Annotated in this window: 9 protein-coding genes; 4 read left to right on the forward strand and 5 right to left on the reverse strand. The window is 61.0% G+C overall.

What is annotated here, in order from left to right:
* Both lolD and LIS66_RS17875 read right to left on the reverse strand, forming a co-directional pair.
* Positions 1-699 (reverse strand): lipoprotein-releasing ABC transporter ATP-binding protein LolD, encoded by a 699-nt coding sequence (gene lolD / locus LIS66_RS17870; protein ID WP_024013628.1) that lies wholly within the window; start codon positions 697-699, stop codon positions 1-3.
* Positions 692-1,942: a lipoprotein-releasing ABC transporter permease subunit gene (locus tag LIS66_RS17875; protein ID WP_024013629.1), complete on the reverse strand. Its 1,251-nt coding sequence runs from the start codon at positions 1,940-1,942 to the stop codon at positions 692-694. The genes lolD and LIS66_RS17875 overlap by 8 nt, the downstream gene beginning before the upstream one ends.
* Positions 1,943-2,036: 94 nt before the next feature.
* Between LIS66_RS17875 and LIS66_RS17880 the strand changes: the two genes are divergently transcribed.
* Positions 2,037-2,618: a PilZ domain-containing protein gene (locus LIS66_RS17880; RefSeq protein ID WP_042609045.1), complete on the forward strand. Its 582-nt coding sequence runs from the start codon at positions 2,037-2,039 to the stop codon at positions 2,616-2,618.
* A 14-nt stretch (positions 2,619-2,632) separates the two neighbouring features.
* A complete protein-coding gene (locus LIS66_RS17885; protein ID WP_007910500.1) occupies positions 2,633-3,355 on the forward strand; it encodes a glycerophosphodiester phosphodiesterase in 723 nt (240 codons plus the stop codon).
* Positions 3,356-3,397: 42 nt separating this feature from the next.
* Here the strand turns inward: LIS66_RS17885 and sthA are convergent, their stop codons facing one another.
* Positions 3,398-4,792, reverse strand: coding sequence for a Si-specific NAD(P)(+) transhydrogenase (gene sthA, locus LIS66_RS17890; protein WP_042609044.1), 1,395 nt, complete (start codon positions 4,790-4,792; stop codon positions 3,398-3,400).
* Between the two features lie 201 nt (positions 4,793-4,993).
* Positions 4,994-6,040: an FAD:protein FMN transferase gene (locus LIS66_RS17895; RefSeq protein WP_227972730.1), complete on the reverse strand. Its 1,047-nt coding sequence runs from the start codon at positions 6,038-6,040 to the stop codon at positions 4,994-4,996.
* A gap of 75 nt (positions 6,041-6,115) precedes the next feature.
* On the opposite strand from LIS66_RS17895, the gene LIS66_RS17900 reads away from it, so the two are divergent.
* On the forward strand, positions 6,116-7,414 hold the full coding sequence (locus LIS66_RS17900) for an MFS transporter (RefSeq protein WP_042609043.1): 1,299 nt from the start codon (positions 6,116-6,118) through the stop codon (positions 7,412-7,414).
* Between the two features lie 166 nt (positions 7,415-7,580).
* Here the strand turns inward: LIS66_RS17900 and LIS66_RS17905 are convergent, their stop codons facing one another.
* On the reverse strand, positions 7,581-9,044 hold the full coding sequence (locus LIS66_RS17905; RefSeq protein ID WP_016775482.1) for a glyceraldehyde-3-phosphate dehydrogenase: 1,464 nt from the start codon (positions 9,042-9,044) through the stop codon (positions 7,581-7,583).
* 354 nt (positions 9,045-9,398) lie between these two features.
* Between LIS66_RS17905 and mfd the strand changes: the two genes are divergently transcribed.
* On the forward strand, positions 9,399-12,848 hold the full coding sequence (mfd, locus tag LIS66_RS17910; protein WP_227972731.1) for a transcription-repair coupling factor: 3,450 nt from the start codon (positions 9,399-9,401) through the stop codon (positions 12,846-12,848).
* The last annotated feature ends 9 nt before the right edge of the window (positions 12,849-12,857 follow it).

The following is a 12,857-nucleotide window of genomic DNA, read 5'->3' on the forward strand; positions in this document are numbered from 1 at the left end:
TCAGATGGGGGTGAGGCAGCCTTCCTGCAGCTGCAGAACGCGATCCATCTGGCGAGCCAGGTTCATGTCGTGCGTCACCACCAGGAACGCCGTCCGCATCGACGTGCTCAGCTCGAGCATCAGATCCTGAATGCCTTCGGCGGTGTGCAGGTCGAGGTTGCCGGTTGGCTCATCGAGCATCACCAGCCCCGGGTTGTTGACCAGGGCACGAGCGATGGCTACGCGCTGACGTTCGCCGCCGGACAGTTCCGCCGGCTTGTGCTCGAGGCGATGGCCCAGACCGACACGCTCCAGCAACGCCGTGGCACGCTGGCGCGCCTCCGGGATGGCGGTCTTGCCGATCAACAGCGGCATGCAGACGTTTTCCAGCGCAGTGAATTCCGGCAGCAAGTGGTGAAACTGATAAACGAAGCCGAGCGCGCGGTTGCGCAGCAGGCCGCGCTTCTTCTCGCTCAACGCCGACAGCTCTTCGCCATCGAGCCAGACGCTGCCCTTGCTCGGCGTATCGAGACCGCCGAGCAGGTTGAGCAAGGTACTTTTGCCGGAACCGGATTTACCCACGATCGCCACGCGCTCGCCCGGATGCAACTCCAGTTGCAGGCCGGCCAGCACTTGTACCGACTCAGGGCCTTCCTCGTAGGATTTGCCCAGGTTACGGCAGCTCAGAATTGCTTGTTCACTCATGCCCGACTCACTCATAACGTAACGCCTCCGCCGGCTGGGTGCGCGCGGCACGCCAGGCGGGATACAGGGTGGCGAGGAAACTCAGGACCAACGCAGCGGCGCAGACCATGACGACGTCCTGGCTCTGTACCTGCGAAGGAAGATAATCAATGAAATACACGTCAGCATTAAGGAACTTGTGGCCGATCAGCCCTTCAAGCGCCGAAATGGCCGCACTGACATTCAGCGCCGCGAGAATCCCGACCACCGCGCCGATGGCCGTGCCGACCACGCCGATTACCGTGCCCTGAACCATGAACGTGCGCATGATCGTGCCCGGTGTGGCGCCGAGGGTGCGCAGAATGGCGATGTCGCCCTTCTTGTCGTTCACCACCATCACCAGCGTGGAAATGATGTTGAACGCGGCGACGGCGACAATCAGCAGCAACAGCAGACCGATCATGGCTTTTTCCATGCGGATCGCCTGATAGAGGTTGCCGTGGGTGCGGGTCCAGTCGCGGGCGTAGTAACGGTCCTCGCCGAGCTGCTGGGCGATGTTCCACGCCTCGCGCGGGGCCTGGAACAGGTCGTCGAACTTCAGACGCAGGCCCTGCACCTGATCGGCTTTCCAGCGGTGCATTTTCGCCAGATCCTGCAGATTGGTCACGCCGAGGTAGCCATCGAGCTCACCGGCGCCGACATGGAAAATGCCGACCACGGTGAAGCGCTTCATGCGCGGGAACATCCCGGCCGGGGTCACGCTGACCTCCGGCGCGACAAAAGTAACCTTGTCGCCGATGCCGACGCCAAGCTTGGTCGCGGCCTTGTCGCCGATGACGATGCCGAAGCTGCCGGGCGTCAGGTCGTCGAGTTTGCCCTGCTTCATGAAGTTGTCGATGATCGACACATTGCGCTCGAGCGCAGGATCAATGGCATTGAGCAACACTTTGGAGACCTGACCGTTATTGGTCAGCAGGCCCTGCATCTGGGTGAACGGCGCTACTGCCGTGACCTGCCGGTTCTGCTTGACCTTATCGGCCAGGCTCTGCCAGTCATTGATCGGCTCGCCGGTCTCGAGAGTAGCGTGGGGCACCATGCCCAGCACGCGGGTGCGCATCTCATGGTCGAAGCCGTTCATCACCGACAGCACGACGATCATCACGACCACGCCAAGGGCGAGCCCGATCATCGAAGTCAGGGAAATGAATGACACAAAATGATTGCGACGCTTTGCACGGGTATAACGCGTGCCGATAAATACGAAGAGAGGTCTGAACATGTCGGGGCTTGTTCGGAGGGAAAAGGAACGTCCTTGTGGCGGGGGTCGAAAACCAGCTTTACACTCAGACCACCGCCGCTACCATGGGTTCGCCATGTCGACATTAGATGAAGAAGATCGCCGCGAATACTACCGTATCGAGGACACGATCGCACTGGAAATTCGGCCCCTGTCCGCTCCCGAAGCCGCAGGCCAGGAAGTGTTGCAGGATGCTTCCCCACTGTTCAACCTGCTCAGCGAATTGCACCTGAGCGAATTCGAGTCGCAGCACCTGCTGCGGCAGATCAGCGAGCGCGACCGCGCCATCGCTGCATTTCTCAAATCGCAGAACAAACGCATCGACCTGCTCAGCCAGGTGATCGCCCTGACCGCGCTCGGCCACATCGGCGAGCCGCAGCCGGTGATCATCTCCGAAGGCGGGATCGACTTTCAGTACCCGACCCCGATCGCCACCGGCGCGCACCTGTCGGTGAAACTGGTGCTGATGCCGCAGGCGCTGGGCCTGCTGCTGCGCGCCCGGGTCACCCATTGCGATCCCAAGGGCGATGGCTATGACGTCGGTACCGAGTTCGAACGCCCGACCGATGCGCAGCGCCAGTTGCTTGCGCGCTACATCTTGCAAAAGCAGGCTCAGGAACGCCGTCTGGCCCGCGAACAGAACGAATCTGGCATTTAACTTAAGGAAGCACCGTGACCCTCATCTACGGCCACCGCGGCGCCAAGGGCGAAGCACCGGAAAACACCCTGAGCAGCTTTCAGGAATGCCTCAAGCACGGCGTGCGCCGCTGCGAACTGGATCTGCACCTGTCCAAGGACGGCGAGCTGATGGTCATCCATGACCCGACGCTCAAGCGCACCACCGAACGCCGCGGCAAAGTCGTCGAGCACACCGCTGCCGAACTGGTGACCTATGACGCGCGCAAGGGTGGCCCGGGCTGGATCAAGCCGTGCCCGATTCCGACGCTGGAAGAGTTGTTCGAGAAGTGTGATTTCGAGCACTGGCAGCTGGAAGTCAAAAGCGCTTCGCGCACCCGCGCGGCGACGACCGTGCTGGCGATTCGGGAAATGGCTCAGCGCCACGGACTGCTCGACAAGGTGACGATCACCTCGAGTTCGCGGGAAGTCTTGAAGGCAGCGCTGGATCTGGTACCGGACGTGTCGCGTGGGCTGGTGGCCGAATACGCCTGGCTCGATCCGTTGAAGGTCGCCGCCAGCTACGGCTGCGAGATTCTCGCCTTGAACTGGACGCTGTGTACGCCGGAACGCCTGCAGAAGGCGCAGCGTCAGGGCCTGCATGTGTCGGTGTGGACCGTCAACGAGCCTGCACTGATGCGCAGACTCGCCGACTTCGGCGTTGACAGCCTGATTACAGACTTTCCCGGTTTGGCCACTGCCACCCTTGAGAATTGCTGAAATCGGTCTCCCCGGCCGGCTCAGGCCACCGGCCGGAGCCCGTCAAAAAAGCCGGTTGAGGCCGTCGTACGCTGCTACCCGATAGGCTTCGGCCATGGTCGGGTAGTTGAACGTAGTGTTGACGAAATACTTCAGGGTGTTCAGCTCGCCCGGCTGGTTCATGATCGCCTGACCGATGTGAACGATCTCTGACGCCTGATAACCGAAGCAGTGCACACCGAGCACTTCCAGCGTCTCGCGATGGAAGAGGATTTTCAGCATGCCTTGCGGCTCGCCGGCAATCTGCGCCCGCGCCATGCTCTTGAAGAAGGCCTTGCCGACTTCGTAGGGCACTTTGGCCTGGGTCAGCTCCTGCTCGTTCTTGCCGATCGAGCTGATCTCCGGAATCGTGTAGATGCCGGTCGGTACGTCATTGACGAAGCGCCAGCTGCCATTGTCGACGATGCTGCCAGCGGCCGAACGACCCTGGTCGTGGGCGGCACTCGCCAGGCTTGGCCAGCCGATCACGTCACCGGCGCCGTAGATGTTCTCCACGCAGGTGCGGTAGTTCTGGTCGACTTCGATCTGGCCACGGCTGTTGACCTTGACCCCGATGTTTTCCAGACCCAGCGTGTCGGTGTTGCCGGTACGGCCGTTGCACCAGAGCAAGGCATCGGCCTTGATCTTCTTGCCGGACTTGAGGTGCAGGATTACACCGTTGTCCACGCCTTCGACGCGGTCGTACTCTTCGTTGTGGCGCACGGTGATGTTGTTGTTGCTGAAGTGGTAGCTCAGCGCCTGGGAAATTTCCGAGTCGAGGAAGCTCAGTAACTGGCCCCGGTTGTCGACCAGTTCGACCAGCACCCCCAGACCACTGAAGATCGACGCGTATTCGCAACCGATCACACCAGCGCCGTAAACGATCAGTTTGCGCGGGGTGTGGCCGAGGCTGAGGATGGTGTCGCTATCGTAGATACGCGGGTGGTGGAAATCGATGTCCGCCGGGCGATACGGACGCGAACCGGTGGCGATGATGACGTGCTTGGCGACCAGTTTTTCGACCACGCCGTTGCCGCAGACCACTTCGATGGTTTGCTCGTCGGCAAAGCTGCCGGTGCCGAAGAACACGTCTACGCGGTTACGGGCGTAGTAGCCGGTGCGCGAAGCGACCTGCTTGGAAATGACTTTCTCGGCGCTTTTCAACACGTCCGGGAAGGAGAACCAGCGTGGCTCGCCGATCGCGCGGAACATCGGGTTGGTGTTGAACTGCATGATCTGCCGCACCGAGTGACGCAGTGCCTTGGACGGGATGGTGCCGAGGTGGGTGCAGTTGCCGCCGACCTGGCGACGGCTGTCGACCATCGCGACCTTGCGCCCCGCTTTGGCGGCGTTCATTGCCGCGCCTTCTCCCGCCGGGCCGGAACCCAGTACCACCACGTCGTAGTTGTAGACAGCCATGCGTACTCCTCAGAACAGGCCGCGATGCCAGCAGCACCGGCGGCTAAATCACGCCGAACGGCGGCGCGAAGGAACAATTGGGGGCCAGTGAAGAACCCGGACACAGTCTATAGAAGCGTCAACGCCGCGCACATTAACCCTTGGTCGCGTCGTAGGCTACTTTTGCCTGCACTACAACGCCAGCTTTCGTCTTGTCTTCAGTCAGTTTTTTTCGTCGACAAGCTGCGCAAATGCCTGACTGCTGCGGGTGACGAAACCTGTATCGGCACGCAGGACAAAGAATGCAGCAATGTCATGCTTTTGGGCATAGTCCTGCGCCCTTTCCGGCCCGAGAATCAGCAACAGCGTCGATAGTCCATCGGCCATCAACGCTGAAGGATGAATCACCGTGACTGACGCCAGCTCATGTAGGACCGGTCGCCCAATGCGTGCATCGAAGGTGTGGGAATAACGCCGGCCGTCCTGCAGAAAATAGTTGCGGTAGTCGCCGGAGGTGGATACGCCGTAACCATCGACATCGATAATCCGCTCGGCCACTTGCTGGTCATCCCGGGGCTCTTCGACGGCGATGCGCCACGCTGAGCCATCTGGCTTGCTGCCCTTGGCTTTGAGTTCGCCCGTGGCTTCGACCAGGTAATTGGCGATGCCCATGCCCTGCAATCTGGCGGCGATGGCATCCACGGCATAACCGGCGGCGATGCTGTTGAAGTCGACTTCGACAGCGGCGTCCTTGCACAAATGGATGCCGTCGATACGCAGATGCTGATGGCCGACCCGCTGCATGACCTCGGCCAGGGCAATCTCATCGGGGATGATCTCTTCGCGTCCTTGCGGGCCAAATCCCCAGAGATTCATCAGTGGCTCCACGGTCAGATCGTAGGAGCCTTCGCTTTGCGTCGAAAGCTGTTCACCGACGCGGATCAACTCAAGCACCGCTGCCGGCATCGATTGGCAACTGTCGGCAGGCAACGAGTTGAAACGCTCGATGGCGGAGTCACTTCGGTAAGTCGACATCTGTTGATCGACTTCACCGAGGATGGTCTCCACTTCGCCGCGCACCTGTGCAGGATCGGCAACCCCGGCGTGGCGCACGTACTTGACCGACCAGGTGCTGCCCATGGTCGAGCCGCCGACCTGTTCCAGGGAATCGCCGTTGCCGCAGCCGCCGATTGCCCCCGCCAAGACCACAAGCCCCAACCAGCGTCCAGTTAACAATTCTTCATCTCCCCGCAAAACCACGGCGGCCATTATGAACTACAAGCGCCCGCTCGCTTCCCCATGGCAGCAACGCCTTTATACAAAATTGAACAGTGAGTACCTCCCATGTCCTCGACCACGGGCAAAGGCAAAGCGATCTTTCGCGTTGTCAGCGGCAACTTCCTCGAAATGTTCGACTTCATGGTCTACGGCTTCTATGCCACGGCCATCGCCAAAACCTTCTTCCCCACCGACAGCGCGTTCGCTTCGCTGATGCTGTCGCTGGCAACCTTCGGTGCCGGCTTCCTGATGCGCCCGCTCGGGGCGATTTTTCTCGGCGCCTATATCGACCGTCACGGACGGCGCAAAGGGCTGATCATCACTCTGGCGATGATGGCCGCCGGTACAGTGCTGATTGCCTGCGTGCCCGGCTACGCGACGCTCGGCGTCGCCGCGCCGCTGCTGGTGTTGTTCGGCCGTCTGTTGCAAGGCTTTTCGGCGGGCGTGGAACTGGGCGGTGTGTCGGTGTATCTGGCGGAAATCTCCACGCCGGGGCGTAAAGGCTTTTTCGTCAGTTGGCAGTCCGCCAGCCAACAAGCTGCGGTGGTGTTCGCCGGCCTGCTCGGCGTTGCTCTGAATCACTGGCTGAGTCCGGAGCAAATGGGCGAATGGGGCTGGCGCGTACCGTTTCTGATTGGCTGCATGATCGTGCCGGTGATTTTCTTCATCCGCCGCTCGCTGGAGGAAACTCCGGAATTCCAGGCGCGCACCCACCGCCCTACCCTCGGCGAAATCGTCCGTTCGATCGGCCAGAACTTCGGCATCGTCATCGCCGGCATGGCACTGGTGGTGATGACCACGGTGTCGTTCTACCTGATCACCGCCTACACCCCGACGTTCGGCAAAGCCGAACTGCACCTGTCGGACCTCGATGCCTTGCTGGTGACCGTGTGCATTGGTTTGTCGAACTTCTTCTGGCTGCCGGTGATGGGCGCTGTTTCCGACAAGATCGGGCGAAAGCCCTTACTGCTGGCGGCGACGATTCTGGCGATCCTGACTGCGTATCCGGCGCTGTCGTGGCTGGTGGCGAATCCGAGCTTCAGCCATTTGCTGATTGTCGAACTGTGGCTGTCGTTCCTCTATGGCTCCTACAACGGTGCGATGGTGGTGGCGCTGACCGAGATCATGCCGGTGGAAGTGCGCACGACCGGGTTTTCACTGGCCTACAGCCTGGCGACGGCGACGTTCGGCGGGTTCACTCCGGCGGCGTGCACCTACCTGATTCATGTGCTGGACAACAAGGCAGCACCGGGCATCTGGCTCAGCGGCGCGGCGGTATTGGGCCTGGTTGCCACGCTGGTGTTGTTCCGTGGCAATCGGCATGAGTTGCGCACGGCGCAGGCTTCGGTTGCCAGCGGCGCCTGACAGAATGCTTTCGCGAGCAGGCTCGCTCCCACAGGGAATTGTGAACGCCCCCCTGTAGGAGTGAGCCTGCTCGCGATGAGGCCTACGCAGGCAACACAACTCTATAAAGCAGACAAACAAAAACGCCCCGACAAAATGCCGGGGCGTTTTCATTCAAGCCTGAGGCTTAGCGCGGGAACGCTGGCGGATTCACATCAGCCATGTCTTCCATCACGCGAACCACCTGGCAGCTGTAGCCGAACTCGTTGTCGTACCAGACGTACAGAACAACGCGGTTGTCCTGCACGATGGTCGCTTCAGCGTCGACTACACCGGCGTGACGCGAGCCGACGAAGTCAGTCGACACAACTTCCTGCGAATTGACGAAGTCGATCTGCTTGTGCAGCTCGGAGTGCAGCGCCATGTAGCGCAGGTACTCGTTCATCTCTTCACGGGTGGCGGCTTTCTCAAGGTTGAGGTTGAGAATGGCCATCGACACGTTCGGCGTCGGCACACGAATCGCGTTGCCGGTCAGCTTGCCGGCCAGCTCTGGCAGCGCCTTGGCCGCAGCGGTGGCGGCGCCGGTTTCGGTGATCACCATGTTCAGCGCGGCGCTGCGACCACGGCGATCGCCCTTGTGGAAGTTGTCGATCAGGTTCTGGTCGTTGGTGTACGAGTGAACGGTTTCGACGTGACCGTTGATGATGCCGAACTTGTCATTCACAGCCTTCAGCACCGGCACGATGGCGTTGGTGGTGCAGGAAGCGGCGGACACGATCTTGTCGTCAGCGGTGATTTCACCGTGGTTGATGCCGTGAACGATGTTCTTCAGCTTGCCCTTGCCAGGCGCGGTCAGAACAACGCGGTCGATACCCGGGCAGGCCAGGTGCTGACCCAGGCCATCGGCGTCACGCCATACACCAGTGTTGTCCACCAGCAGCGCGTCTTTGATGCCGTACTGGGTGTAATCCACCTCGGTCGGGTTCTTCGCGTAGATCACCTGGATCAGGTTACCGTTGGCGGTGATGGTGTTGTTTTCTTCGTCGATGGTAATGGTGCCGTTGAACGAACCGTGTACCGAATCGCGGCGCAGCAGGCTGGCGCGTTTGGTCAGGTCGTTCTCGGCGCCTTTGCGCACGACGATGGCACGCAGACGCAGACCGTCGCCACCACCGGTTTTCTCGATCAGGATGCGCGCCAGCAGACGGCCGATACGACCGAAGCCGTAAAGAACAACGTCAGTGCCTTTGCGGGCCGAGGCGTTTTGCTGACCAACCACGTCAGCCATCTCTTCACGCACGAACTGCTCGGCGCTGCGGCCGTTGCCTTCATTGCGGAATTTGAACGCCAGCTTGCCCAGATCCACCGACGCCGCGCCGAGCTTGAGCTCGCTCATGGCCTTGAGCAGTGGGAATGTTTCGTGGACGGAGAGTTCGCTGTCGTCGGAAGAACGGTGGCGAGCAAAGCGGTGAGCTTTGAGAATCGCGATGACAGACTGGTTGATCAGGCTGCGGCCATAGATCGAGCTAACCACGTTGTTATTGCGGTAGAGCTGACCGATAAGCGGGATCATCGCTTCTGCGAGTGCTTCACGGTCGATCCATTCACCAAGACACTGGTCGGGCTTCTGAGTCACGGTAACCTTCCACATGTAGGGGCAGAAAAAAGGGGCTACATTATGCCGCCGACAAGCCCTTTCAGCAATGCGCGCTTGTCGCGCAATCGGTAACAAAATCCCGTTCAAAAAATTTACGCCTTTCTCCAGCCCAGTAAAACCGGGGCTTTCAGCGCAGTCAATTTTTCGACGACTGTTAGACGATGTCTGTAACCCTCCGTAACACCGCGCGGTTTCGGCACTACATAACCACGAAAAAAGTGCCCGTTTTTATGGTTACCACTACATTTCGTCCAAACCGTGAAGATAGACGCAGTCTGCAACTGACAGGCGGCACCGGAGGCCGCTACAATTACCGACTTTGTCGCAACGCCTGGAGCTCAACCTTCCGTGCCTGTTCTGCGTCTACCGCTACTCCCTGCCGAAGCAGGTAAACAGCATTGGGGCAATCTGCCCGGTGCCGCCCTCAGCCTGGCGATTGCCGAGGCTGCCAGCGCTGCCAAGCGCTTTACCCTGCTGCTGACCGCCGACAGCCAAAGTGCCGAACGGCTGGAACAGGAGCTGAGTTTCTTCGCCCCGGATTTGCCCGTGCTGCATTTCCCCGACTGGGAAACCCTGCCCTACGACCTGTTCTCGCCGCACCAGGACATCATTTCCCAGCGCATCGCCAGCCTCTATCGCCTGCCGGAACTGGCCCACGGTGTGCTGGTGGTGCCGATCACCACCGCCCTGCACCGTTTGGCGCCGACCAAATTCCTGCTCGGCAGCAGCCTGGTGCTGGACATCGGCCAGAAGCTCGACGTCGAACAGATGCGCGCGCGGCTCGAAGCCAGCGGCTATCGCTATGTCGACACGGTGTATGAGCACGGCGAGTTCACCGTACGCGGCGCGCTGATCGACCTGTTCCCGATGGGCAGCAAGCTGCCCTATCGCATCGACCTGTTCGATGACGAAATCGAAACCCTGCGCACCTTCGATCCGGAAACCCAGCGTTCGATCGACAAGGTCGAGTCGGTCAAGCTGCTGCCGGCTCGTGAGTTCCCACTGCAGAAAGACGCAGTCACCCGCTTCAAGGCACGCTTTCGCGAGCGCTTCGACGTCGACTTCCGCCGCTGCCCGATCTTTCAGGACCTGAGCAGCGGCATCACCCCGGCCGGTATCGAGTATTACCTGCCGCTGTTCTTCGACGAAACCTCGACCTTGTTCGATTACCTGCCCCAGGACACTCAGGTGTTCTCGCTGCCGGGCATCGAGCAAGCGGCGGAAAATTTCTGGAACGACGTGCGCAACCGTTATGAAGAACGCCGCGTCGATCCTTCGCGTCCTTTATTGCCACCGGCCGAACTGTTCCTGCCGGTGGAAGACTGCTTTGCGCGCCTGAAGAACTGGCCGCGGGTCGTCGCCAGTCAGCAGGACGTTGAAAGCGGCGTGGGCCGTGAACGCTTCCCGGCGCACGCGCTGCCGGATCTGGCCATCGAAGCCAAGGCCACGCAACCGCTGGCGGCGCTGGCAGGTTTCCTCGAAGATTTCCCCGGGCGCGTGCTGTTCACCGCTGAATCGGCGGGGCGTCGCGAAGTCCTGCTGGAACTGCTGGAACGTCTGAAGCTGCGGCCGAAAACCGTCGACAGCTGGCCGGACTTCGTCGCCAGCAAGGATCGTCTGGCGATCACTATCGCCCCGCTCGACGAAGGTCTGCTGCTCGACGACCCGGCGTTGGCGCTGGTCGCGGAAAGTCCGCTGTTCGGCCAGCGCGTCATGCAACGTCGTCGCCGCGAGAAGCGCAGCGACGTCAGCAACGATGCGGTGATCAAGAACCTCACGGAGCTGCGCGAAGGCGCGCCGGTGGTGCATATCGATCACGGCGTCGGCCGCTACCTGGGCCTGACGATTCTGGAAATCGACAATCAGGCCGCCGAATTCCTCACCCTCGAATACGCCGAGAACGCCAAGCTCTACGTGCCGGTCGCCAACCTGCACCTGATCGCACGCTACACCGGCAGCGACGATTCGCTCGCGCCGCTGCATCGCCTCGGCTCGGAAACCTGGCAGAAAGCCAAGCGCAAAGCCGCCGAACAGGTGCGCGACGTCGCCGCTGAACTGCTCGACATTTATGCCCGTCGCGCCGCCCGTGAAGGTTATGCCTTCGCCGACCCGAAGGCCGATTACGCTACGTTCAGCGCCGGTTTCCCGTTCGAAGAAACTCCCGACCAGCAAGCCACCATCGAGGCCGTGCGCGAGGATATGCTCGCGCCGAAACCGATGGATCGCCTGGTCTGTGGCGACGTCGGCTTCGGCAAGACCGAAGTGGCCATGCGCGCCGCGTTCATCGCCGTGCACGGCGGGCGTCAAGTGGCGATTCTGGTGCCGACCACCCTCCTCGCCCAGCAGCACTACAACAGCTTCCGCGACCGCTTCGCCGACTGGCCGGTGACGGTGGAAGTGATGAGTCGCTTCAAGTCGGCCAAGGAAGTCAACGCGGCAATCGCCGATCTGGCGGAAGGCAAGATCGACATCGTTATCGGCACGCACAAGCTGCTGTCCGACGACGTGAAGATCAAAAACCTCGGGCTGGTGATCATCGACGAAGAACACCGTTTCGGCGTGCGCCAGAAGGAACAGCTCAAGGCCCTGCGCAGCGAAGTCGACATCCTGACCCTGACCGCCACGCCGATCCCGCGCACGCTGAACATGGCAGTGTCGGGCATGCGCGACCTGTCGATCATCGCCACTCCGCCGGCGCGACGCCTGTCGGTGCGCACTTTCGTCATGGAGCAGAACAAGAGCACGGTCAAAGAGGCGTTGCTGCGTGAACTGCTGCGTGGCGGTCAGGTTTACTACCTGCACAACGATGTGAAGACCATCGAGAAATGCGCCGCCGACCTCGCCGAACTGGTGCCGGAAGCGCGCATCGGTATCGGCCACGGGCAGATGCGCGAGCGTGAACTCGAACAGGTGATGAGCGATTTCTACCACAAGCGCTTCAACGTGCTGATCGCCTCGACCATCATCGAGACCGGCATCGACGTGCCGAGCGCCAACACCATCATCATCGAGCGCGCCGACAAGTTCGGTCTGGCGCAGTTGCACCAGTTGCGTGGTCGTGTCGGTCGCAGTCACCACCAGGCTTACGCCTACCTGCTGACGCCGCCGCGCCAGCAGATCACCTCGGATGCGGAAAAGCGTCTGGAGGCGATCGCCAACACCCAGGACCTCGGCGCCGGTTTCGTCCTGGCCACCAACGACCTGGAAATCCGTGGCGCCGGCGAACTGCTCGGCGATGGTCAGAGCGGGCAGATTCAGGCGGTCGGTTTCACCCTGTATATGGAGATGCTCGAGCGCGCGGTGAAGTCGATCCGCAAAGGCGAGCAACCCAACCTCGATCAACCGCTTGGCGGCGGCCCGGAAGTCAATCTGCGGGTGCCGGCGCTGATTCCGGAAGATTATCTGCCGGATGTGCATGCGCGGCTGATTCTGTATAAACGCATCGCCTCGGCCACCGATGAGGAAGGGCTCAAGGATCTGCAGGTCGAGATGATCGACCGCTTCGGCCTGCTGCCGGAGCCGACCAAGAACCTGGTGCGGATCACCGCGTTGAAACTGCAGGCGGAAAAGCTCGGCATCAAGAAGGTCGATGGCGGGCCGCAAGGCGGGCGCATCGAGTTCGAAGCGCAGACGCCGGTTGACCCGATGACCCTGATCAAGCTGATCCAGACGCAGCCCAAACGCTACAAGTTCGAAGGCGCAACGATGTTCAAATTCCAGGTGCCGATGGAGCGCCCGGAAGAACGTTTCAATACTGTCGAGGCGCTGTTTGAGCGCCTCATCCCGAAATCCGCTTGAAGGACGCCC

The organism is Pseudomonas sp. HN2 (assembly GCF_020736465.1).
GTDB lineage: Bacteria > Pseudomonadota > Gammaproteobacteria > Pseudomonadales > Pseudomonadaceae > Aquipseudomonas > Aquipseudomonas moraviensis_A.

Coding starts and splice junctions, on each gene's coding strand:
- lolD (WP_024013628.1), bottom strand. CDS start 699: ATGAGTGAGTCGGGCATGAGTGAACAAGCAATTCTGAGCTGCCGTAAC.
- LIS66_RS17875 (WP_024013629.1), bottom strand. CDS start 1,942: ATGTTCAGACCTCTCTTCGTATTTATCGGCACGCGTTATACCCGTGCA.
- LIS66_RS17880 (WP_042609045.1), top strand. CDS start 2,037: ATGTCGACATTAGATGAAGAAGATCGCCGCGAATACTACCGTATCGAG.
- sthA (WP_042609044.1), bottom strand. CDS start 4,792: ATGGCTGTCTACAACTACGACGTGGTGGTACTGGGTTCCGGCCCGGCG.
- LIS66_RS17895 (WP_227972730.1), bottom strand. CDS start 6,040: ATGGCCGCCGTGGTTTTGCGGGGAGATGAAGAATTGTTAACTGGACGC.
- LIS66_RS17900 (WP_042609043.1), top strand. CDS start 6,116: ATGTCCTCGACCACGGGCAAAGGCAAAGCGATCTTTCGCGTTGTCAGC.
- LIS66_RS17905 (WP_016775482.1), bottom strand. CDS start 9,044: ATGTGGAAGGTTACCGTGACTCAGAAGCCCGACCAGTGTCTTGGTGAA.